This is a genomic window from Pedobacter sp. GR22-6 (assembly GCF_037402555.1).
Lineage (GTDB): Bacteria > Bacteroidota > Bacteroidia > Sphingobacteriales > Sphingobacteriaceae > Pedobacter.
Genome location: NZ_JBBEUC010000001.1, coordinates 590,975 through 612,762 on the forward strand (window position 1 = coordinate 590,975; position 21,788 = coordinate 612,762).

20 protein-coding genes are annotated in these 21,788 nt (G+C 43.3%); 13 read left to right on the forward strand and 7 right to left on the reverse strand.

Features of this window, described 5'->3' with window-relative positions; translation table 11 throughout:
- Positions 1-154 precede the first annotated feature (154 nt).
- On the reverse strand, positions 155-1,690 hold the full coding sequence (locus tag WAE59_RS02660) for a choice-of-anchor I family protein (RefSeq protein ID WP_337854380.1): 1,536 nt from the start codon (positions 1,688-1,690) through the stop codon (positions 155-157).
- Between the two features lie 189 nt (positions 1,691-1,879).
- On the opposite strand from WAE59_RS02660, the gene WAE59_RS02665 reads away from it, so the two are divergent.
- On the forward strand, positions 1,880-4,606 hold the full coding sequence (locus tag WAE59_RS02665; RefSeq protein ID WP_337854381.1) for a TonB-dependent receptor: 2,727 nt from the start codon (positions 1,880-1,882) through the stop codon (positions 4,604-4,606).
- Here the strand turns inward: WAE59_RS02665 and WAE59_RS02670 are convergent.
- Entirely contained in the window at positions 4,599-5,348 is a 750-nt protein-coding gene (locus WAE59_RS02670; protein WP_337854382.1) for a DeoR/GlpR family DNA-binding transcription regulator, read from the reverse strand. The two genes, WAE59_RS02665 and WAE59_RS02670, sit on opposite strands and share 8 nt — an antisense overlap.
- Positions 5,349-5,460: 112 nt before the next feature.
- On the opposite strand from WAE59_RS02670, the gene WAE59_RS02675 reads away from it, so the two are divergent.
- From WAE59_RS02675 to uxaC, 3 genes are all read left to right on the forward strand, one after another.
- Positions 5,461-6,000 carry a 5' nucleotidase, NT5C type gene (locus tag WAE59_RS02675; protein WP_337854383.1) on the forward strand — a complete coding sequence of 180 codons (540 nt, stop codon included), beginning with the start codon at positions 5,461-5,463 and terminating at the stop codon, positions 5,998-6,000.
- A 134-nt stretch (positions 6,001-6,134) separates the two neighbouring features.
- Positions 6,135-7,331: a mannonate dehydratase gene (gene uxuA / locus WAE59_RS02680; protein WP_337854384.1), complete on the forward strand. Its 1,197-nt coding sequence runs from the start codon at positions 6,135-6,137 to the stop codon at positions 7,329-7,331.
- A 1-nt stretch (position 7,332) separates the two neighbouring features.
- The gene (gene uxaC / locus WAE59_RS02685; protein ID WP_337854385.1) at positions 7,333-8,742 is read left to right on the forward strand and encodes a glucuronate isomerase; all 1,410 of its coding nucleotides are present in this window, start codon (positions 7,333-7,335) and stop codon (positions 8,740-8,742) included.
- Between the two features lie 7 nt (positions 8,743-8,749).
- Here uxaC and WAE59_RS02690 read toward each other — a convergent pair whose 3' ends face one another.
- The 3 genes from WAE59_RS02690 to WAE59_RS02700 are packed head-to-tail and all read right to left on the reverse strand — an operon-like array spanning position 8,750 to position 11,431.
- Positions 8,750-9,334 carry a LutC/YkgG family protein gene (locus WAE59_RS02690; protein ID WP_337854386.1) on the reverse strand — a complete coding sequence of 195 codons (585 nt, stop codon included), beginning with the start codon at positions 9,332-9,334 and terminating at the stop codon, positions 8,750-8,752.
- Complete coding sequence (locus tag WAE59_RS02695; RefSeq protein WP_337854387.1) at positions 9,327-10,694, reverse strand: lactate utilization protein B; 1,368 nt, start codon at positions 10,692-10,694, stop codon at positions 9,327-9,329. Before WAE59_RS02695 ends, WAE59_RS02690 begins: the two co-directional genes overlap by 8 nt.
- Positions 10,694-11,431, reverse strand: coding sequence for a (Fe-S)-binding protein (locus WAE59_RS02700; protein WP_337854388.1), 738 nt, complete (start codon positions 11,429-11,431; stop codon positions 10,694-10,696). Before WAE59_RS02700 ends, WAE59_RS02695 begins: the two co-directional genes overlap by 1 nt.
- A 204-nt stretch (positions 11,432-11,635) precedes the next feature.
- Between WAE59_RS02700 and WAE59_RS02705 the strand changes: the two genes are divergently transcribed.
- Genes WAE59_RS02705 through WAE59_RS02720 form a run of 4 tightly spaced genes read left to right on the forward strand, consistent with a single transcriptional unit; the run spans position 11,636 to position 15,455 of the window.
- A complete protein-coding gene (locus WAE59_RS02705) occupies positions 11,636-12,667 on the forward strand; it encodes a LacI family DNA-binding transcriptional regulator (RefSeq protein ID WP_337854389.1) in 1,032 nt (343 codons plus the stop codon).
- Between the two features lie 25 nt (positions 12,668-12,692).
- Positions 12,693-13,535, forward strand: a complete 843-nt coding sequence (gene kduI / locus WAE59_RS02710; RefSeq protein WP_337854390.1) for a 5-dehydro-4-deoxy-D-glucuronate isomerase — start codon at positions 12,693-12,695, stop codon at positions 13,533-13,535.
- Between the two features lie 7 nt (positions 13,536-13,542).
- Positions 13,543-14,679 carry a DUF4861 family protein gene (locus WAE59_RS02715; RefSeq protein ID WP_337854391.1) on the forward strand — a complete coding sequence of 379 codons (1,137 nt, stop codon included), beginning with the start codon at positions 13,543-13,545 and terminating at the stop codon, positions 14,677-14,679.
- 5 nt (positions 14,680-14,684) lie between these two features.
- Positions 14,685-15,455, forward strand: a complete 771-nt coding sequence (locus WAE59_RS02720; RefSeq protein ID WP_337854392.1) for an SDR family oxidoreductase — start codon at positions 14,685-14,687, stop codon at positions 15,453-15,455.
- Positions 15,456-15,485: 30 nt separating this feature from the next.
- Here WAE59_RS02720 and WAE59_RS02725 read toward each other — a convergent pair whose 3' ends face one another.
- A complete protein-coding gene (locus WAE59_RS02725; protein WP_337854393.1) occupies positions 15,486-16,355 on the reverse strand; it encodes an AraC family transcriptional regulator in 870 nt (289 codons plus the stop codon).
- A 204-nt stretch (positions 16,356-16,559) separates the two neighbouring features.
- Between WAE59_RS02725 and WAE59_RS02730 the strand changes: the two genes are divergently transcribed.
- The 5 genes from WAE59_RS02730 to WAE59_RS02750 all read left to right on the forward strand — a co-directional run bounded on the left by WAE59_RS02730 (position 16,560) and on the right by WAE59_RS02750 (position 21,156).
- The gene (locus WAE59_RS02730; RefSeq protein ID WP_337854394.1) at positions 16,560-16,994 is read left to right on the forward strand and encodes a response regulator; all 435 of its coding nucleotides are present in this window, start codon (positions 16,560-16,562) and stop codon (positions 16,992-16,994) included.
- 267 nt (positions 16,995-17,261) lie between these two features.
- A complete protein-coding gene (locus WAE59_RS02735) occupies positions 17,262-17,825 on the forward strand; it encodes a UbiX family flavin prenyltransferase (RefSeq protein ID WP_337854395.1) in 564 nt (187 codons plus the stop codon).
- Positions 17,826-17,848: 23 nt separating this feature from the next.
- Positions 17,849-19,168, forward strand: a complete 1,320-nt coding sequence (mtaB, locus tag WAE59_RS02740; protein WP_337854396.1) for a tRNA (N(6)-L-threonylcarbamoyladenosine(37)-C(2))-methylthiotransferase MtaB — start codon at positions 17,849-17,851, stop codon at positions 19,166-19,168.
- A 31-nt stretch (positions 19,169-19,199) separates the two neighbouring features.
- A complete protein-coding gene (locus WAE59_RS02745) occupies positions 19,200-20,354 on the forward strand; it encodes a prolipoprotein diacylglyceryl transferase (protein WP_337854397.1) in 1,155 nt (384 codons plus the stop codon).
- A gap of 10 nt (positions 20,355-20,364) precedes the next feature.
- The gene (locus WAE59_RS02750) at positions 20,365-21,156 is read left to right on the forward strand and encodes an inositol monophosphatase family protein (RefSeq protein ID WP_337854398.1); all 792 of its coding nucleotides are present in this window, start codon (positions 20,365-20,367) and stop codon (positions 21,154-21,156) included.
- 62 nt (positions 21,157-21,218) lie between these two features.
- On the opposite strand, the gene WAE59_RS02755 is transcribed toward WAE59_RS02750, so the two are convergent.
- Positions 21,219-21,770, reverse strand: a complete 552-nt coding sequence (locus WAE59_RS02755) for a NifU family protein (RefSeq protein ID WP_337854399.1) — start codon at positions 21,768-21,770, stop codon at positions 21,219-21,221.
- Positions 21,771-21,788: the final 18 nt, after the last annotated feature.

The window sequence follows — 21,788 nt, forward strand, 5'->3', positions numbered from 1 at the left end:
GGGTGTTGGTTTTTTGAAAGATTTGAATCTGATACAAAGATACCGTCTTTGGCTTATTTATACAAAATAGTATAAACAGCATAGTGTCATGATTGGTTTAAATGCAAAAGGGCGACTCGAAAGCCACCCTTTATTACCTAATGGTAAAAAAAGCTTATATGCTTTTCGGTGTGAATACTTTCACTACGCCATCATTTTCGCTGCTCACAACCAATAATGATTTTTTAGTTGGACTGTCTTTGGCCGGGATGTATAGTACACCTTCCGGTGCATCTCCGCATTTCAGAAGTTGAAGGAATTTAGGCGCAGATGGATTCGTTACATCATAAATAGCAACGGCATCCGCTCTTTCCATGCCTACAAAAACTACATTTGTATTGCCTACTTTTCCCAGCGCAATTCCTTCAGGCTCTATACTCTTATCGTCGCTACGGCCATCATCATATACTCCCGTTACAGCAGATGTTTTTAAGTCTAGCTCATTTTTGCTGTCGAAGATCTGCGCTCCGGTGTTGCCGTTCCATACGCTAAAAGAGCGTGCACCCAGGGAATACAGCTCGTCAAAATCCCCGTCTCCATCGGTATCACCTAGCGTAGTTGTGATATTTAGTCTACCCAATTGACCGTCTTTTCTTAGATCTGCCCAGGTTGGAAATTTAGTGGGGTCTAGTGTGATGGCTTTTACGCGTTTCACTTCAGCAAAGCCTGCGTATTCACGCGAATCACCTTCATTGGCTGTGAACAAATATGGTGTGCCGTTATTTTCCATCACCGCGATCGCATCTGGCATGTAAATTCCTTTAACTGGCCATTTGGCGGCTGCATAAACTTTGTCATCATCTGTAGGGTCAATTTCACTACTGGCTGCACTGTAGTCTTTGAATCCTAACGGGAAGATGTCAGTGATCGATTTGGTGAGGATGTCGACTTTAGCAATCGCGTTATTTTCCTGCAAGGTTACCCATGCCGTTTTGGAATCAGCAGAGATGGTGATGTATTCTGGTTCAATGTCCTTCATGAAGTTCAGGCCGGGTCCAAAAATACGGAAGCCTTTTTGTACAAGTTCATTCTTTTTAGCAGCCCATGTAGAGAAATCGAGGGTTACCACGCTGTAATTGTTTTCTACTGAAATGATAGAGATCGTTCCGGATGGGTCATTAGTGTAGAGGTCATTTGGTTCACCTTCATTGGCGGTCATGATAAATTTGCCGTCAGGTGAATAGGTCACCATATCTGGAAGCGCACCCACAGTTACTTCAGCTACTTTGCTGTAATCGCTGGTGTTGAATACTGCAACCTTGCCATTTGCCTGTTTATCATTGGCCTGTATGGCAGCAGCAAGTTTGCCATTGCTTACAGATAGGCTATTAACTACTCCTCCAAAAGAGGTCATGCTGATATTTCCTATAACGGTCATTTTTGATGGATCCTTAAAATCGATCACTTCAATGCGATTGAGCTGGTTTGCTGTTCCTTCATTCTCATTTCTCACCACAAAAAGACGGTTCGTCGCTGGATCAAAGGTGGATATTTCAGCGGCACCTGCATCGCCAATATCCAGTGAGCCGATCTCGGCAAAGCTGGCTGCATCTTCATTGACAAAGAATTCAGCTTCTTCAGCAGGTGGCGTGTCTTTTTTACAGCTGTGTAAACTGAGGGCCAACAGCCCGAATAGTAAAATTTTCTTCATACGAATTAATTAAACCACGAAAATATCTGCCGGAAATTAGTGTGATATAAGGAAATGGTTATGTAATTGTTAACCGGTGTTATCTTATTATTAAGGCTACTAAATTGGTTTAGTATTGCTATTTTTCAGTATATTTAGCCTCCTGATATCAGGTGATTAACCAAATAAAATCTAAATAATCAATATTCTATGAAATTGAAACGCACTCTTGTCAAGAAACTGCTCTTAGTTTCCGGCTTATCTTCTCTTGCAGCTATCTCGGCTTTTATACCTGCGGGTATGGATCCTGTAGAAAAGCTGGTTACTGCATTACAACGGTGGACCGATAAAGCAATGGTCGAAAAAGTTTACCTCCATACTGATAAACCTCATTACGTAGTAGGCGATACCATCTGGTTTAAAGCCTACGTTACGGCCGGACCTACTCATCAGCTTTCTGCTATTAGCGGGGGAGTATATGTAGATCTGATCACAGAATCAGACTCGATAGCAAATAGCATAAAACTGCCGATCACTGCTGGAATGGCCATGGGGGAATTTATCTTGCCCGACAGTACAATGCGCGAAGGGAATTACCGCATACGCGCTTATACCCAATGGATGAGAAACGCCGGTCCTGAATATTTTTATGATAAAGTGTTCACCGTTGGAAATTCTGTGGTCAGCGCGGTGAATACGCACATCAACTACGAATACAGTACCAAAGGCAAAGAAACAGTGGTTACTGCGGTACTGGGCTATGAAGATGAAAATGGTAAACCTTATGTAGGAAAGACTGTGAAGTACGCACTTAGAGAAAAAGGAGCTGTGGTACTGGAAGGCCGTGGTGAGACGGATGCTAAGGGTGAACTTCGTGTAATTCTTAAAGCGGCTAAAGGATCTGCTTTACGCAATACACATATGTATACCAGTATTGAGGCCAGCAAGACCGATGTGGTCACTAAAACTTTTCCAATTAAAGTGGCCTCTTTAAATACGGATGTACAGTTTTTCCCGGAAGGAGGCTCTTTGGTAAACGGTGTGCGTAGCAAGATTGCTTTTAAGGCTACCGGAACCGATGGTTTAGGGGTGCCGGTCAAAGGTGTTGTGCTCGACAATCAAAACAATCAGGTTGCGGAATTACAGACTCAGCACCTGGGTATGGGGTATTTTCTGATCTTGCCTGAAGCAGGTAAAACTTACCAGGCTAAAGTGACTTATCCTGATGGAACAGAAAATGTTGTTCCTCTGCCTGCAGCTACAGACTCGGGTTACTCTTTGGCAGTTTACAATAATCCTGATACTATTCTTGTAAGGGTAAGCGCACATCCCTCTGTTTACCAGAATGCTGCGCAACGTCTCACCCTACTGGCTCATGCGGGAGGCGAAGTTGTGTACGCATCTGAACTAAATATCAATAAACCGGCAATCTCCCTGAGAATTCCAGTTGCTGATGTTCCAAGCGGTATTGCGCAGATTACACTTTTCTCTGCCACGAATGAACCTTTGAACGAGCGTATATTTTTTATACAGAATAATGACCAGGCGAAATTGAGCCTGAGTTCGGCAAAAAAAGTATACGCCAAACGTGAAAAAATAGAAATTGATCTGGATGCGAAAGACAGTAAAGGTACACCGATCATCGGAAATTTCTCTGCTTCCGTAATTAATGACAATGTAGTAGCCGCTGATGATGTAAAAGCTCATACGATCTTGTCACATTTGCTGCTGAGCTCAGACATTAATGGATATATCGAAAATCCAAACTATTATTTCATCAACCCCTCTGAGGAAACCAGGGCCGGACTTGACGCACTGATGCTGACCCAGGGCTACAGAAGGTTCATATGGAAAGATTTGCTTGCAGATAAATTTGCGGAGCCTAAATTCAAGCCTGAAAAATTGGTTACGGAGGTGAGCGGAAGATTAATGACGCTTGGGAATAAACCATTGGCCGGCGGGAAAATTAAGTTGTTTAATGTGAAATTGGGCTTAAATGAGGATCAGATCACTGATGCTGACGGTCGTTTTAAATTTGGGAACCTGCTGGTGACTACGGGTGTTGTGCTTACTTTACAAGGGCGGACAGCTAACGATGGTAAAAAAGTAGAAGTTTTACTGGATAAAGTGCCGGGACAAGCACCTTCCAGCAGTTTCAACCTTGGTGACCTGAATGTAAGCATTAGTAAAAGTATGGCTAACATTCTGGAAAATAATAGGAAGCAAGATAAGGAATTGGAGCGTTTTGGTCGTTTGAGCCGTGTTCAGGAACTGAGAGAGGTTGTGATCCGTTCTAAGAAAAAACCTACAGGCAGTTTTGGTATCACAGTAATGGAAGGTGCTTCTGACCAAACCGTAAAATTTGCGGATGCCGGAAATTGCATAGATATGATGGATTGTTTGAGACGCAGCATCAGGCAGGTTGATTTCAGGTTGATCAATACCCAGGAATGTGGGCCTGTAGAGTTGCCTTTTTCACGTAATGAGCAAATGAAGGTTGTCCTCAATGGCAGACTCATTAGTGGTTGTGAATTCTCTGATTTCCTGCAAATGAATGCAGATAATGTTGAACGTATCGAGGTGGTTAGGTCCAATCAGGCACTGATTTCCAGAATTGGTGGACCGGCGCTGGTGATCATCACTAAAACAAGGGGTGTAGGTAACAATTATGATCCATCTGTGGTGAGTTTTAGTCCATCAGGCTTCAGTAATGCAAAACAATTCTACGTTCCTAAATATGATGTGGAAGACAGTAACCCTGTGACAGATTTGCGCACCACTGTTTACTGGAACCCATCAATTATCACGGATAAAAATGGTAAAGCAAAAATGACCTTCTTCAATAGCGATGGTGTTGGAAAATACCGTGTAGTGGTAGAAGGTATTGATGCTGATGGTTTGCTGGGCCGACAAGTATACCAGTACGAAGTTAAATAACAGCTATTCCTGCATCTGTGTAATGTTGCAGTTTGCCTTCAGCGGGATCAACATCGGTAATAATGGTGTTGATCTCGTTGGTAGCGCAGATGTAATAATTTTCTGCAGTATCCAGTTTTTCGAAGGTTGATAATGCAATGATGTGTTTGGAGGTTTCCACCATCGTCTTCTTCATCTGGCTATCTTCATAATTCAAACCTGTAACCCCGATATTTAAATCTATACTGCAGATTCCCAGAAAGCAGATGTCGGCTCTTATGTTTTTTAGTGACTGAATAGCCTCATAACCCATGGTTGAAAATGCAAACTTATATAGTCGGCCGCCAATAAAAATCACTTCCGCATTAGGATGATCTTCCAGAATGTTGGCTACAGGGAAACTATTGGTCACTACCGTAATCCTCAGTTCCTTGGGTAACCTGGCTGCTACAGCTAAGGCCGAAGTACCGGCATCAAAGATGATTACCTGTCCGTCTTTGATAAATTTAAGCGCTTTGTCTGCAATGATCTCTTTATGACGAATGTCCTGATGTTCCCGCTCCCGGTAATGCAGTGGGATAGGAGAGTGGAGTATAGCCCCTCCGCGTACGGCTTTGAGCAGGCCTTCGTCAGACAGTTCCTTGATGTCCCTTCGTATGGTGTCTTCAGAGACATTAAGTGCTGCACTCAAATCACCTAGAAGTACTTTCCCTTCCCTGCTGATGTGGTCTATGATTGCCTGTTTTCGTTCTGCTTTCATCATGTTTTTTGCAATATTATGCAATAATAGTAAAATTATTTTGCAATATATTGCATTTATGTCTACTTTTGTTGCAGGTTATTTCAAATGTATGAAATGATTTTAACATACGGATATGAAGAAAACAATTGGAATAGATATGGATGGGGTGCTAGCCGATATTGAGATGCATTTCATTAATTGGTACGAGCGGGAGCATGGTGTAGAGGTCGACAGGTCTGCCATGCTCGGTGTACTGGAGCCGGACGGTTTTCCAGACAAGACCGCCGTAGGGCGTTATGTGCACACCCCTGGTTTTTTCAGGACCATTCCTGTGATGCCGGGCGCTGTTGAGGCCGTTAAAAAACTGATGGAAAACTACGAGGTATACATTGTTTCTGCAGCGATGGAGTTCCCACAGTGCCTCTCAGAAAAACGCGAATGGCTGCAGGAACATTTTCCTTTCATCAGCTGGAGAAATATGATCTTTTGCGGCGATAAGCGCGTGGTTGTGACTGATTACCTGATTGATGACCATTGCAAAAACCTGGATTTCTGTAAAGGAAAAGCCATCATGTATACTGCCGCACACAATGTAAACCACAGTCACCACCAACGCGTAGACAACTGGAACGATGTACTGGCCTTTCTTGCAGCAGAAGAAGTGCCCGCATAGGGCTTCCTGCGCAAACGTTTTCGGTAATAAATGGCTCGGATGATGCTTTTTATATGCCAGACAAGCTATATATTTAGTTCTCCTATTTTGTTGGCAGTACCGATACTGCAGACCAAAAGGGATTACTAAATATAATGATGAATACGGACAAGAGTATCTATAAAATGACCCAGACCATGCGCTGGTTTGGTCCAAAAGACCCTGTGAGTCTTTCAGATATCAGACAGGCAGGCTGTTCAGGCGTTGTCAGCGCCCTTCACCACATTCCTAATGGCGTAGTGTGGACAATAGAAGAAATCACAAAACATAAAGAAACCATCAATGCTGCCGGGCTAGACTGGCATGTTGTGGAAAGTGTACCTGTTCATGAGGCCATCAAGACCCAGGACGAAGGCTTTGAACAGTATATTGCAAGCTATAAACTTTCTTTGCAAAATCTTGCAGCTTGTGGCATAACGGTGGTTACTTATAATTTTATGCCGGTGCTCGACTGGACAAGGACCAATCTCGCTTTCGAACTGGACAATGGCGCCAGGGCCCTGAAATTTGAGCGTGCGGCACTGGTTGCATTTGACGTACACATGCTCAACCGTCCAGGTGCAGCTGCCGATTATACGGCTGCTGAACTGGAAGCAGGAAAGCAACGTTTTGATCAGATGACAGCGGACGAGCGCCTGGTTTTGCAGCGCAATATCATCGCCGGACTTCCCGGCAGTGAAGAAAGTTTCACGCTGGCACAGTTTCAGCAGGCATTGGATAAATATGAAGGTATAGATGAAGATAAATTATCGGCCAACCTGATCCATTTCCTTTCGGAGATTGTTCCGGTAGCGGATGCCGTTGGCATCAAACTGGCTATCCATCCTGACGACCCACCTTATGCGATTTTTGGGCTTCCGCGTGTTGTGAGTACGGCTGAACTGGTACAGAGGCTGTTTACGGCAGTGCCTTCGCTCAATAACGGCTTGTGTTTTTGTACAGGATCTTTTGGGGTACGCCCCGATAACAACCTGGTGGAAATGATACAGCAGTTTGGCGACAGGATCCATTTCCTGCACCTCAGAAGTACAAAGCGCAATGCAGATGGTGATTTTTACGAAGACAACCACCTGGAGGGAGATGTAGATGTGTACGGTGTGGTCAGGGAGATCCTCTTGTTGCAACAGCGCAGGGGAATCAGCATCCCGATGCGACCAGATCACGGCCACCAGATGCTGGACGACCTTTACAAAAAGACCAATCCTGGTTATTCGGCCATCGGCCGTTTAAAAGGCCTGGCAGAATTGAGAGGCCTTGAATTTGGAATCGTAAACGAATTATCGCGTAAATAGGATGAAAGAAGGAAATGTAATACCCGAAGATTTTTTGTTGAACAACAACAGGGCGGTCCGTCTTTTTAATGGCTATGCCAAAGATCTGCCCATAATCGATTACCACAACCACCTGCCGCCCCAGGAGATTGCTGAGAATAAGAAATTTGCCAACATGACCGAAATCTGGTTGAAGGGCGACCACTATAAATGGCGCGGAATGCGTGCGCTGGGCGTTCATGAAAACCTGATCACCGGTACAGCCTCTGATGAGGAAAAGTTCATGGCCTGGGCCAAAGTCGCACCCGCTACGGTAAGAAACCCGCTTTTCCACTGGACACATATGGAGTTGAAAAACCCGTTCGGTATCAATACTTTTTTAAATGAAGCCTCTGCACCTTTGATCTATTCACATTGCAATGCAGTGCTGGCACAGGATGCGTATTCCACCCAAGGACTGCTTAACCATTATAAAGTGAAGATGGTTGGCACTACAGATGATCCCTGTGATGACTTAAGATACCATAGGCAGATTGCTGAAAGCGACTTTGAAGTGAAGGTGAAACCTTCCTTCCGGCCAGACAAAGCTTTGGTGATCGAGAAGAAAGAACAGTTTAAGGATTATGTGTCAAAGCTGGCGCAGGCATCCAGTATAGCGATCACTGACATCGATAGCCTGCTGGCAGCGCTCAAAAGCAGGGTGAGGTATTTTGCCGATCATCAGTGCAGTATATCAGACCATGGCTTGTCTGCTCTGCCTTTCAGCTATTCGTTGACTGACACGGAGAAACGTGAGTTTGAGTCGTTTTTAAAAACAAATGATGCTGTATTTTCTAACCCTGATGCTTTTGCTGGTTATGTTCTGACGGAACTTTCTAAATTGTACCACGAATTGGGCTGGGTGCAACAATTCCATCTTGGAGCAATTCGCAACAACAACTTAGGGATGTTTGCCCGGTTGGGTGCAGATGCAGGCTATGATTCTATTGGCGATTTCCGCCATGCAGAAAGAATGTCTGCCTTTTTCGGAAACCTGAGCCTGACCGATCAATTGACTAAAACCATTATCTATAACCTGAATCCCGCTGACAATGAAGTCTTTGCGGCTATGGCAGGAAACTTTGCTGACGGAAGTGTAAAAGGAAAACTACAATTCGGTTCTGGATGGTGGTTTCTAGACCAAAAAGATGGTATTGAAAAGCAATTGAATACCTTGTCAAACCTCGGAATGGTCAGCAACTTTGTTGGAATGCTGACAGATTCCCGTAGCTTCTTATCGTATTCCCGTCACGAGTATTTTCGCAGGATCTTGTGCAATTTATTTGGAACAGAGATGGAAAATGGACAGTTGCCAGATGACGAAGCCTGGATCGGCAAAATCATCAGCGACATCTGTTATTACAACGCGGAAGATTATTTTGGATTGGGTTAGCTATAGGCTAACCCATTATAAATACCGTCATTCCCTTGGGGCCGTGGGCACCAAGTACCAATGACTGCTCTATATCGGCGGTCTTGGAAGGGCCAGCGATAAAGGCACCAAAGCCGTAGTCTGAATTGCCAATTCGCTCATAAGCATCATGCATCGTTGCAAGAAGATCTTGCTTTTGCAGTACAACCGCCAGTTGCTGACAAATAAAGGGTACTGCCCGCTGTTGCATTAGTGATTCGGTAATCCATAGGGCAGAATTTTCAGCTACACCAAAATGCGCAGTGATTACCGCCAGATCCACATCCTCAAAGCTATGCGGATGCTGTTGCTGCCAGCCTTGCTCGCTGATGACTGCCAAGTCAGGCAAGGTAGAAATGATACGTTGACCATCACCATAGTGTTCTTTCAAATAGTTGACTATTTCTAAACTGTCTTTTATTTCCACGACTGCACCTCCAATGCCTTTCAGCACTGTGCTGAACTGCGCTAAGAGGTCTTCCGTTGGGTACATGGTACTCAATTTCGCCGGGAGCGGTGTTGGTTCGGACTGGTTTCGTTTTATTTTGGAGAGGATCTCTGCTCTGCTAGTCATTTTTTATATTTTGTTTATACCACTCGCCAAAAGACTGTTTTGGGCTTACCGGCATCTCCCGGTGGTTATACCAAAGGTTCATTTTGTTATTTACTACAAAAGGGATGTATTTCAGTACCCATCTTCCTGCTTTTCCCGCGGTTCTGTAGACTGTAGGTTTGCTCAGGGTAAACTCCATAGCCTTCATGGCCATCGCTTTTTTGGGCTCAGCATACCCTTCTTTGACAATCACCTGCCGCCATTTGTAAAGCTGCTCATGGATATTGATCTTTACTGGGCATACATTGGTACAGGAGCCACATAGTGTAGAAGCAAAAGGAAGATCAGCATATTCCTTCATGTCCAGGTTAGGTGCTAAAATAGAACCAATTGGGCCTGCAATAGCTGTGTGGTAGCTATGTCCGCCACTTCGACGATATACCGGACAGGTGTTCATACAGGCACCACAACGGATGCATTTTAAGGAATTGCGGAAATCTTCCCGGCCCAGCTGTGTGCTCCGCCCGTTGTCTACCAATACGATATGCATCTTTTGACCTGGTCTGGGCTTCTTGAAATGGCTGGAATAGGTGGTAATTGGTTGTCCGGTAGCACTTCTGGCCAATAACCTTAAAAATACAGAAAGGTGCTCGCGCAGAGGAACCAGTTTTTCTATACCCATGCAGGCGATGTGTACATCGGCCAGGTGCGCACCCATGTCGGCATTTCCTTCATTCGTACAAACTACAAATTCTCCGGTTTCTGCCACGGCAAAGTTGACTCCTGTGATGGCTGCTTTCCTGGTGATGAATTTCTCGCGAAGGTGTTCACGTGCCGCTGCGGTCAGGAATACTGGGTCTGACATTCCTTCCGGGGTACCCAGGTGCTCATGGAACAGCTCGCCGATCTCTTCTTTCTTTTTATGGATACAGGGGAGTACAATATGACTTGGGGGTTCCTTGGCCAGTTGCACAATGCGCTCGCCCAGGTCGGTATCAATGACTTCTATACCGCTATGTTGCAAATGTTCATTGAGGTGACATTCCTCCGTGAGCATCGATTTGCTTTTTACGATCTGATCGATACCTTCTGCTTTGAGGATGCCTGCAACAATTGCGTTATGTGCTTTGGCATCTGCAGCCCAATGGACTTCAATGCCGTTCTTCTGTGCATTGGATTCAAATTCAATGAGATAGTCGTGAAGATTGGACAACACATTGTCCTTTATCTGAGAGGCTGTACTGCGAAGGAGCTCCCATTCCGGAAGACCATGAGCCGCTTTGTCTCTCTTAGCCCTAACAAACCAAAGGGTCTCATCATGCCAGTTGACCCTCGCCTCGTCGGCATTAAAGGTGTCTGATAATTGTGCGTGGTCTTTCATTATCCTTCTGAATTTAATATTTCTGCAATATGGATCACTTTTACACCACTTTCCTGTCTCCTCAGGATTCCTTCCATATGCATCAAACAGGACATGTCGGCCGCCGTGATGTATTCCGCACCATTGTTAAGGTGGTCTGCCACACGGTCTTTACCCATTTTCGCAGAGACGGCTTCTTCTGCTACGCAAAAGGTGCCACCGAAACCGCAACACTCATCCGGGCGATTTAGGTTAATGAGTTCCAGATCTTGAACCATATTTAGCAATTGCAGGGGTTTGGAGTAGAAAGGCGCTACCAGCTCTGTCATTTGCGACATCATGAGGCCACGTTGTCCGTGACAGCTTTGGTGGACTCCCACCTTATGTGGAAACCTGGCTTCCAGCTTTTCCACTTTGACTATATCGGTGAGGAACTCCGTAAGTTCGTAGATTTTTTTACGTATACTTTTTGCTTTGCCTTCATGACCCTCGGAATGCAAATGATCTTTGATGTGCAGCACACAGCTTCCGGAAGGGGAGACGATATAGTCGAACTCAGCGAAATTATCAACAAACAACTCATTACAGCCTTTAGTCAGGTGTTCAAAACCAGAATTGGCCATTGGCTGGCCACAGCAAGTTTGGTTGACAGGATATTTTACTGTTATGCCAAGTTTGCTTAATAGATTTAAAGTCGCAATGGCCGCATTAGGATAGAATTGATCAATATAACAAGGTATAAATAGGCCTACAGTCATGTATAAATGGTTATTACAGCTAAATATAGAGTTTTTAAACAATTGAACCATCCTGTACTGTAGGAAGGGAGAGGCCTTTTGCAACTTTTATGAAAACGTTTTCATGTTTGCTATATATTGCTTAGCTTGCAATTCATTTCACGGATAAGTTCGTTGAGGAGGTGACAAACAGCGCCTCGCGATTAGGAATAGACCAGTATAAAAATGGCAAACGAGAAAAAAGGACAACAAAATACGATACTTGATATTGCAGAAGCATTGAAGCTCTCTCCCGCAACAATATCACGTGCCTTGAATGGTCATCCGCATGTGAAAGAACAGACAAAGAACGATGTATTGGAGATGGCAGCCAAGCTGGGCTACAGGCGTAATAACATGGCTTCCGGTCTTCGAAGCAATAAAACACATACAGTGGGGCTTATCGTTCCAAGGATTTCTATGTTCTTTCATGCGGAAGTGATTACTGTGATCCAAAACGGACTGCACAAACATGGTTACAACCTGATCATCTGCCAGTCCAATGATTCGGTACTGATGGAGAAAGAATTGACAGAAATTCTTTACGCTTCAAGGGTTGATGCACTTGTCGCTTCATGTACTTTATTTACCACTGATTTTGTACATTTCGACCGCTTGCTAGAAAATGGGACACCGGTGATTTTTTATGACCGGGTGCCTCTGAAAGATCTTGGTGCCGTCGTCATTAAAGGCGATGATTTTAGAGGGGGCTATATGGCTGCATCTCATTTAATAGAGGTCGGTTGCAGGAAAATCGCACATATTTCCGGTCCGCTTACCTCAAATCTGTATCAAAACCGTTCTGCAGGTTTTCTGAAAGCAATGGAACAATATGGCTTGCCGGTAAATGAAAACTGGATTTTTCATCAGGAACTAACCCCCGTCAATGCACGTATAGCCATGGAAAAGTTATTCCAAAGCGATGAAGTACCCGACGGTATTTTTACCGATAATGATTCCAGTGCAATAGCAGCATTGGAATACGCCAAAGAAGCGGGTTTAAACGTTCCTGCCGATTTAAAAATTGTCGGCTATTCTAATGATCCCAGGACATCTATCATTAGTCCTTCTATCACAACTATTGAACAGTTCCCCACAGAAGTAGGAAAAAAAGTAGTAGAGGTACTGATCGAATTGTTGAAAAAAACTGGTGCCTCGACTACTATAGTTTCGCCGATCACCATGCCTATTGAACTTATCCGGAGAATGTCTACCTGAAATTTAAATAAAATAAAATACAAGCATGCAAACAACTTTTAAAAGCCGCTATGCGATAAGTCCCAATGAAGCCAAAAGTATGGACACTGAAGGATTGCGCAATAATTTTTTAATAGAGAAAATCTTTGAAGCAGATCGGATCCATCTGGTATTGTCACACTTCGACCGGTACATAACTGGAGGGGTAATGCCGGTAAACACAGCAGTGGAACTGTCAAACCCTGACGAGTTAAAAGCTGGGTATTTTTTAGAAAGAAGAGAGTTGGGTATTATCAATGTTGGAGGAAAAGGTACAGTAATCGCTGACGGTGAGCTTTATGAACTTGACTATAAAGAGGCCTTATACATCGGCAGGGAAACTAAGTCAGTTACTTTTAAAACAACTGATATTGACCATCCAGCCAAGTTTTATCTAAATTCGGCCCCGGCACATCGGGTCTATCCAACAACCCGAATCTCAAAAGCAGAGGCAGATATCGTAGAATTAGGTAGCCCCGAAACGGCCAACCATCGTGTAATTAATAAATTGCTGGTCAATAGTGTATTGCAGACCTGCCAGTTGCAGATGGGCATGACTGAACTAAAAAGTGGTAGTGTTTGGAATACCATGCCTGCACATACGCATGACCGGAGAATGGAAGTGTACTTCTATTTTGAGGTTCCTGAAGGACAGAGTATTTGTCATTTTATGGGAGAACCACAGGAAACCAGGCACATCTGGATGCAAAATGAACAGGCAGTGATCTCGCCGAATTGGTCCATCCACTCTGGTGCCGGAACAAGCAACTATACTTTTATCTGGGGCATGGCTGGGGAGAACCTGGACTATGGTGACATGGATCATTGTGCGATTAATGACTTAAAATAACAACGAAATGAAAAAAACAGTCGGATTTCTACTATTATTTGCTACCGGTTCCATTTCCGCAATGGCACAGGGTAGCATTAAGGCAAGTATTACCCTGAGCAACCCATTAGGGATAGAAAGAAGTAACGAAGTGATCAGCATCAGTTGGGCCAGCGTATTGTCCAGGTATCCGGACATTGATACCGCTAATTTTAAAGTACTGGATGCGGCTACGAAAAAAGAAATCCCTTTCCAATTGGAGCACAAGGGACAACCTGGAATCCAGAACCTGTTGCTTCAATTGACTTTGAAAGCTAAAGCGACGGTGAAACTCAATGTTCTCGCAGGAAAACCTGCAAATGTGCCCTCAAAAACCTACGCGCGTTTCGTTCCCGAACGTTTTGACGATTTTGCCTGGGAAAATGACAAAGCTGCCTTCCGTATGTACGGTAAGGCATTGGAAACCCGAAAGGACAATGCTTTTGGAATGGATCACTGGTCCAAAAAGACAGATAAACTAATCCTTAATGATTGGTATAAAAAGGATGATTACCATACCGATCACGGAGAAGGCATGGATTATTATCATGTTGGCTTTACCTTAGGAGGAGGGGATATTGCCCCTATACTTAAAGATTCTATTGTATATCCAAAAAATTATCACCACTGGAAGATTCTGGACAATGGTCCTTTACGCAGTACATTTGAACTGGGTTACGACGAATGGAATGTGGCAGGAAAAGCAGTAAAGGTGGTCAAAAGGATTTCGTTAGATGCTGGTTCACAAATGAATAGGATAGAAGCAGTATATCAATACAACAACAGTGCAGATCTTCCTGTTGCAATAGGAATTATCAAAAGGGGAGAGCCTGGTTTAATCTTGATGGAGGAACAGAAGGGCATTTTGGGCTATTGGGAGCCTCAGCATGGTGCCGATGGAACTACAGGCGTAGGTACTATCGTTTTAGGTGACAAAATTAATATGGGAGCTGATCAATTGCATTTCCTGACCTACACTACCGCAAAGAATAACCAACCAGTAATATACTATAGCGGATCTGTGTGGGATAAGGCGAAGGAAATCAGCAGCGCAACACAATGGTTCAATTATTTAATCAATTTTAAGGAAAAACTGGCCCATCCCATCACGGTGGTACTAAATTAATAGCAATGGCAGTACTTGATTTATTCAATTTAGAAGGAAAAACAGCGCTCGTTACAGGTTGTAAAAGAGGCATAGGGAAGGCAATGGCTGTCGCTCTGGCAGAAGCAGGTGCAAATATCATTGGGGTTTCTGCCAACCTGGAACAGAGCGGTAGTGAAGTCGCTCAGGCGGTAGAAAGCCTGGGTCGTAAGTTTTACGCCTATCAATGCAATTTTGGCAATAGAGCGTCTCTTACCGCTTTTTGTAACCTGGTTAAGGATGAACATCCGGTGATCGACATCCTGGTAAATAATGCTGGAACTATCCTAAGAAAACCTATTGACGAGCATCCCGACGAATACTGGGATGAAGTGATTGCAGTCAATCAGACGGCACCTTTCATCCTTACAAGGGAGATAGGACGGGACATGATTGTTCGGGGCAGCGGTAAAGTGATTTTTACAGCGTCTTTATTGACGTTTCAGGGGGGGATTACCGTGCCTGGATACGCCGCAAGTAAAGGTGCTATCGGACAACTGACCAAAGCCTTCGCTAATGAATGGGCAGGTAAAGGGGTAAATGTAAATGCAATTGCCCCTGGATATATTTCCACAGACAATACTACCGCCTTACGGGCAGATGAAAATCGTAGCCGTTCCATTATGGAACGTATTCCCGCAGGAAGGTGGGGTGAAGCCGACGATTTTAAAGGGCCTGTCGTGTTCTTGGCTTCAGATGCATCAAGCTACATGCATGGAACGGTCATGACCGTAGATGGAGGCTGGATGGGGCGTTAATTAACGGGATTTCACCGGCAGAGGATCTCCCTACTTATGAAGATAAGACTTTTGGTAGGCTAGGGGACTTTTGCCGGTGATCATTTTAAAATGCTTGTGGAAACTTGCAAAGTTATGAAAGCCACTCTCATAACAAATCTGTTTCACATTCATGCTGTCTTCAATCAGCAATTTACAAGCATGTCCTACTCTGATCTCACTGATAAACTGGGTATAAGTTTTCCTGGTTCTTGATTTGAAATAACGGCAAAAGGAATTAGGACTAATATTAGCTACAGCAGCCATTTCTTCCATCTGGATTTTGCGTTTAAAATTGGTCAGGGAATAATTATATATGGCGTTGATCCTGTCATTCTCTGTTTCTTCAAAATTGTGCCGGAAACCAATTGATGACAAAGTAATATTGTTGCTGCAGTGCTCAATGGATAACAGTGCTTCCATAAGGGCGATAATGCGTTTAGGCCCTTCGGAAACTAGAATGGATTCGATAAGTTCACCTATCTGTCTTCGGCTTTTATCCTGAACCTGTATACCACGTTGCGCTTTTTCCAGAATATTTTTCAAGGCTTTATTCTCTGGCAGAGCGAGAAAAGCACTGCCCCAGAAGTTTTCGCAGAAATGGACCACCACCACATCTGCATTGTTTTTTTCGGTATCGTTGAAGTACACCTCATCAAATTTCCAATAATGTGGAAGATGGGCTCCCACTAAAACTACATCGCCGGAACGGAAGCGTTTGATGCTATCGCCAATAAATTGTGTACCATTGCCCCGCTTAAAATAAATAAGTTCTACTTCGGCATGGTAATGCCAGCGGTTGTTGATATAAGGGACATTGTCCCGTCTTGCGCTGAAAGAATTTACAGGATTGTTCGCTACTTTTAGCAGTTGTGGCTTCATGGTGTGATTTGGTTAGCAATCATTAGATCAAATGCTAAAATATAAAAATCATTGAAAAATACATAAGCTCTACTGAAAATACTTGTATGTATGTCAATATCACTGAATGTTCGAAGCCTTGATTGCTAAATTTTTTTTCTAATAAAAATAAAACCTATTCTTTGTCCGTTTGTTATCATAGGCCGTTAAATTAAAAGAATGACTATGTCAATAGAACTGAAGGATCAGACGACGAAAAAAATCCTCATTGTAGAAAATGATGAAAGCCTCTTGGGTGTATTTGAGGATTTATTTGGCTATGAGGGATTTAGCGTGCAGTCACATCAGGATTCAGATGATATCTTTGAACTGGTTGCGGGTTTTAAGCCGGACATCGTATTGTTGGACTATATGTTGCCGGGCATCAACGGAGGAGAATTGTGTGCACAACTTAAGCGGGAACCGGAAACCCAACACATACCTGTTATCATCTGTTCAGCATACGCCCCTGTAATACTTTCACTGGGCAGTTATGGCTGTAATGCATTTATATCTAAGCCTTTCGATATGAAAGATCTTCTTTTTAAAGTCAGGGAATGTTTAGCGAACCCCGGAAAAGTGTTTGAGATCGAGCAGAAAAAAAAGGCATTTCCTATTTAATGTGCGATTGCGCTAACCTGCATTGATTTTCATTCTTAACGGTTTCTTTTGCACTAAACACTCAGAATAACAGTGACTTGTGAGATTTTCAAAAAACTGTGATTTTCACCAATAAAAAAGTGTGTTTAAACTTTCATTTTATATAAAAAGATTATTACATTTGGGCTTACCCTTTCGGGGGTATGTTTTTCATAGGTAGATGTAGGGTCGAAAATTAATTTTTCGGCCCTTTTTTGTTGAGCCAGGTTCCGTATCTTTAACAGGTCTATGAAAAAGAAGAAAGTTGTCGTTGCCATTACAGGAGCCAGTGGATCTGTTTATGCTAAGTTATTGTTGGATAATCTGTTGGACTTATCTGAGCAATTGGATAAGGTAGCTGTGGTGATGTCCGACAACGCAAAAGAAGTTTGGCGCTTTGAGCTTGGCCATGAAGATTACAATAAATATCCTTTTGACTTTTATTCCAAAATGGACTTCAATGCACCATTTGCTTCCGGTTCCGCAAAATTTGACACTATGATTATTATTCCCTGTTCGATGGGAACACTGGGTAGAATTGCGCATGGAATTTCTAATGACCTCATCTCCAGAGCGGCAGATGTGATCCTCAAAGAACGACGGAAATTGATAGCGGTCGTACGTGATACCCCCTTCAATTTAATCCATATCAACAATATGAAGGTCGTTACCGAAGCCGGCGGTATTATCTGCCCTGCAAATCCTTCCTTTTATTCCTTACCTAAAAATATTGAAGAGCTTGCACAAACGGTGGTCAGTCGGGTCGTCGATCTCGCTGGACTGGAGCAGGAGAGCTATCGGTGGAATGAATAGTTTTTTCTTATCTTTGTCCTTCCATGAACAAAGTTGCTTTTTATACCTTAGGCTGCAAGTTGAATTTCTCAGAAACATCAACGATCGGCCGGTTATTTACAGATGCCGGTTACACTGTAGTTGATTTTACTGCAGGTGCAGATGTGTATGTGATCAATACCTGTTCGGTGACTGAACATGCCGATAAAAAATGCCGTAAGGTAGTTAAAGAGGCATTGAAATATTCACCGAATGCCTATGTAACCATTGTAGGTTGCTATGCACAGCTAAAACCACAGGAAATCGCAGAGATTGAAGGGGTAGATATGGTTTTGGGTGCTGCAGAAAAATTCCGCATTGTCGAGTACATTACCGACCTCACCAAGCAGCCTAAAGCAATTGTTCATCAGCAGAACATTGAAAAAGTAAACCACAATTTTATTGCTGCTTATTCTATTGGCGACAGGACCCGTACCTTTCTCAAAGTGCAGGATGGTTGTGACTATCCTTGTACCTATTGTACTATTCCACTGGCACGTGGGGGAAGCAGAAGTGATACCATCGAGAATGTGATCAACCGTGCGAAACAAATTGCTGAAAGTGGCGTGAAAGAGATTGTATTGACAGGGGTCAATCTCGGCGATTTTGGGATCAGGAATGGTCAGCGCGAAGATAAATTCTTCGACCTGGTCAAAGCATTGGACGAAGTCGAAGGTATAGAACGCATCAGGATCTCATCCATAGAACCAAATTTACTCAGCAACGAAATCATTGAGTTTGTATCAACCTCCAAAAGGTTTGTTCCACATTTCCATATCCCGCTGCAGTCAGGGTCCAATAAAATCCTTGGTTTAATGCGCAGACGTTACCAACGGGAACTGTATGTAGAACGCGTAGCAAAAATTAAGGAGGTCATGTCCAATTGCTGTATTGGTGTGGATGTTATTGTGGGCTTCCCAGGCGAAAGCCATGAAGATTTTATTGATACTTATCAGTTCCTCAACGAACTGGACATTTCTTACCTGCACGTCTTTACCTATTCGGAACGCGAACAGACTCCTGCAGCTGAAATGAAAGGCAGGGTAGCGGGTAGTACACGCGCCGATCGAAGTAAAATGCTGCACATTCTTTCTGAAAAAAAACGCAGGGCTTTTTATGAATCGCAAATTGGAAGCTCTGCTGAGGTGCTTTTTGAAGACGATCAAAAGAATGGCTTCATGCACGGTTTCACTAAGAATTATGTAAAGGTGAAAGCCAAATATGATCCGGTAATGGTCAACGAGATCAAAATGGTTAAACTCACCGCAATCACCGCTGAGGGAGAAGTAGAAGTTACAGAAACAGAAGAAGTATTAGCGCATTAATCCTATATTCGCATAAAACTTTTTTATACGTATGTTTCCTACTGTATCGCATTTTATAGAATATCTTTTTGGTGTACAAGTTCCGCTCCCGTTCAATACTTTTGGCGTTTTCGTAGCACTTGCTTTCATCGCCGGTTATTGGGCCTTTACCCAGGAATTTAAACGTAAGGAAGCATTGGGCTTACTACATCCCATTAAGAAAATGGTGACCATAGGCAAACCCGCCACAACTGCTGAATTGGCCTCAAATGCCATATTTGGTTTCCTAATCGGCTATAAACTCGTTTATGCACTTTTAAACTACAAGCTTTTCGTTAGTGATGCTCAGACTGTCTTACTTTCTTTGAAAGGAAACATCCTTGGCGGCTTGTTTTTCGCAGGCCTGTTTGCTTACTGGGACCACAAAGAAAAGAATGCACATAAATTACCGAAGCCAAAAACGGTCGAAGTTACCCAACATCCTTATGAACTCATGGGTACACTCATCGTATGGGCTGCGGTCTGGGGTTTTTTAGGAGCTAAGATATTTGATAACCTGGAACACTGGGATTCATTTGTGAAAGATCCGATCGGTAGCTTACTTTCCTTTAGTGGACTCACCTTTTATGGCGGCTTGATTTGCGGAGGTGCAGCTGTGCTGATAATTGCCCGTAGAAATGGTATAAAACCCCTCCATATGCTGGATATCGGCGGACCCGGCATGATGCTGGCTTATAGTGTCGGTCGAATTGGTTGTCACATGTCAGGTGATGGCGACTGGGGTATTGCCAATCTGAATCCAAAACCCTTCAATTGGTTGCCCGACTGGCTTTGGGCCTATACTTATCCAAATAATGTAGCGAATGAAGGGGATCCTATCGCAGGCTGTGTAGGTAAATTTTGCAATGAATTACCTCTGCCAGTATACCCCACGCCAATCTATGAAGTCATCGTGGCTTTTATTTTGTTTCTCATCCTTTGGCGCCTGCGTCATTTGATCAAATCTCCGGGTACTATGTTTGGTATCTACCTGATGATGAACGGTACAGAACGCTTCTTTGTGGAATTGATCAGGGTCAATACGAAATATGATGTCGCAGGTATACAATTTACTCAAGCAGAATTGATTTCCCTTTTACTGTTCTTGTCAGGCCTTGCTTTGGTGTTCTATTCTCAAAAGAATAAAACAAAACTGGCAACCTACTAATCATTTTTTCATGGATTACGAATTACTCTGTACCAAGGTGATTGCCATCACTAGGTTAACTGGCAATTTTATACGAAAGGAATCGATGAGTTTCGATGCTACTGCGATTGAGTTTAAAGGTTTGAATGACCTGGTTTCCTATGTAGATAAAACAGCAGAAAAGCAATTGGTAAGGAATCTGTCCAAACTGATTCCGGAAGCTGGATTTACCACCGAAGAAAAAACTATCAATACCAAAGGTGAGATTTACAATTGGATCATAGATCCCCTGGATGGCACGACCAATTTTATCCATGGCATTCCAACCTATTCAGTTAGTGTTGCTTTGTATGAATACGATCAACCGGTTGTTGGGGTAGTTTATGAGATCAACAGGGCCGAGATGTTCTCAGCCTATAAAGGTGGCGGAGCCTACCTCAACAATAAGGAAATTAGGGTATCTCAGCGGCCCGTACTCTCAGAATGTCTTCTGGCTACTGGATTCCCTTATTACCAGTTCGATCAACAGGAGCAGTATATGAACCTCTTCGCAGAAATGATGCAGAAATGCCATGGTTTAAGAAGAATAGGTTCTGCTGCTGTAGATTTGGCCTATGTAGCCTGTGGTCGCTTTGATGCCTTTTTTGAATATAACCTGAATGCCTGGGATGTTGCTGCCGGAGCATATATCGTCCAGCAGGCAGGTGGACAAATTATGAATTTCGAGGGAACTGAAGAGTTTATTGAGAAACGCCAGATCCTGGCTACAAATGGAAAGATAGATCAGGAGATTCTGGATCTAATGAAAAAGCATTTTAAGTAATAAGTCTTAAGTACCTGGATTTACTCCGGTCTCAATACTTATTACTTAAAACGGGTCAAGTTTTAAAGCGCTTCCGAAACTACTTCTTTCACCTCTGGTACCATTCTCTGCAAAAGGTTTTGGATACCGGATTTTAAGGTAATGGTAGAGGATGGGCAACCACTGCAGGAGCCTCTTAATTCTACAGTTACCACCCCCTCATCAAATGACTTGTAGCTGATCGCTCCGCCGTCCTGTTCTACAGCAGGACGTACATAGTCGTGCAGGATTTGCTGGATTTTAATTTCTATGTCGCTACCTTCAAATGCAGGTGCTTCAGCATTTGAATCCTCTTTTATCTTATATTCAGATTCCACAGCACCTTTTACAAAATCTTTCAGTAAAGCCTCTATATCAGCCCATTCAGCATCTTCTGTCTTAGTGATGGTCACGAAGTTACTTGCGAAAAAAACACCGTTTACAAAGTTGAACTTGAACAATTCCTTTGCAAACGGAGAGTGCTCCGCACTTTCTTTCGTAGCAAAATCTTCACTGCCATTGATCAGTAGTTTATTCACCATGAATTTCATGGTAGCAGGATTGGGTGTCTGTTCTGTATATACGTTGATCGTCATTGTCTTTCTTTTTCTTAC

Excerpts from the sequence above, each read along its gene's own strand:
- WAE59_RS02660 (WP_337854380.1), bottom strand. The coding sequence starts at position 1,690 with ATGAAGAAAATTTTACTATTCGGGCTGTTGGCCCTCAGTTTACACAGC.
- WAE59_RS02665 (WP_337854381.1), top strand. The coding sequence starts at position 1,880 with ATGAAATTGAAACGCACTCTTGTCAAGAAACTGCTCTTAGTTTCCGGC.
- WAE59_RS02670 (WP_337854382.1), bottom strand. The coding sequence starts at position 5,348 with ATGATGAAAGCAGAACGAAAACAGGCAATCATAGACCACATCAGCAGG.
- WAE59_RS02675 (WP_337854383.1), top strand. The coding sequence starts at position 5,461 with ATGAAGAAAACAATTGGAATAGATATGGATGGGGTGCTAGCCGATATT.
- uxuA (WP_337854384.1), top strand. The coding sequence starts at position 6,135 with ATGATGAATACGGACAAGAGTATCTATAAAATGACCCAGACCATGCGC.
- uxaC (WP_337854385.1), top strand. The coding sequence starts at position 7,333 with ATGAAAGAAGGAAATGTAATACCCGAAGATTTTTTGTTGAACAACAAC.
- WAE59_RS02690 (WP_337854386.1), bottom strand. The coding sequence starts at position 9,334 with ATGACTAGCAGAGCAGAGATCCTCTCCAAAATAAAACGAAACCAGTCC.
- WAE59_RS02695 (WP_337854387.1), bottom strand. The coding sequence starts at position 10,694 with ATGAAAGACCACGCACAATTATCAGACACCTTTAATGCCGACGAGGCG.
- WAE59_RS02700 (WP_337854388.1), bottom strand. The coding sequence starts at position 11,431 with ATGACTGTAGGCCTATTTATACCTTGTTATATTGATCAATTCTATCCT.
- WAE59_RS02705 (WP_337854389.1), top strand. The coding sequence starts at position 11,636 with ATGGCAAACGAGAAAAAAGGACAACAAAATACGATACTTGATATTGCA.
- kduI (WP_337854390.1), top strand. The coding sequence starts at position 12,693 with ATGCAAACAACTTTTAAAAGCCGCTATGCGATAAGTCCCAATGAAGCC.
- WAE59_RS02715 (WP_337854391.1), top strand. The coding sequence starts at position 13,543 with ATGAAAAAAACAGTCGGATTTCTACTATTATTTGCTACCGGTTCCATT.
- WAE59_RS02720 (WP_337854392.1), top strand. The coding sequence starts at position 14,685 with ATGGCAGTACTTGATTTATTCAATTTAGAAGGAAAAACAGCGCTCGTT.
- WAE59_RS02725 (WP_337854393.1), bottom strand. The coding sequence starts at position 16,355 with ATGAAGCCACAACTGCTAAAAGTAGCGAACAATCCTGTAAATTCTTTC.
- WAE59_RS02730 (WP_337854394.1), top strand. The coding sequence starts at position 16,560 with ATGTCAATAGAACTGAAGGATCAGACGACGAAAAAAATCCTCATTGTA.
- WAE59_RS02735 (WP_337854395.1), top strand. The coding sequence starts at position 17,262 with ATGAAAAAGAAGAAAGTTGTCGTTGCCATTACAGGAGCCAGTGGATCT.
- mtaB (WP_337854396.1), top strand. The coding sequence starts at position 17,849 with ATGAACAAAGTTGCTTTTTATACCTTAGGCTGCAAGTTGAATTTCTCA.
- WAE59_RS02745 (WP_337854397.1), top strand. The coding sequence starts at position 19,200 with ATGTTTCCTACTGTATCGCATTTTATAGAATATCTTTTTGGTGTACAA.
- WAE59_RS02750 (WP_337854398.1), top strand. The coding sequence starts at position 20,365 with ATGGATTACGAATTACTCTGTACCAAGGTGATTGCCATCACTAGGTTA.
- WAE59_RS02755 (WP_337854399.1), bottom strand. The coding sequence starts at position 21,770 with ATGACGATCAACGTATATACAGAACAGACACCCAATCCTGCTACCATG.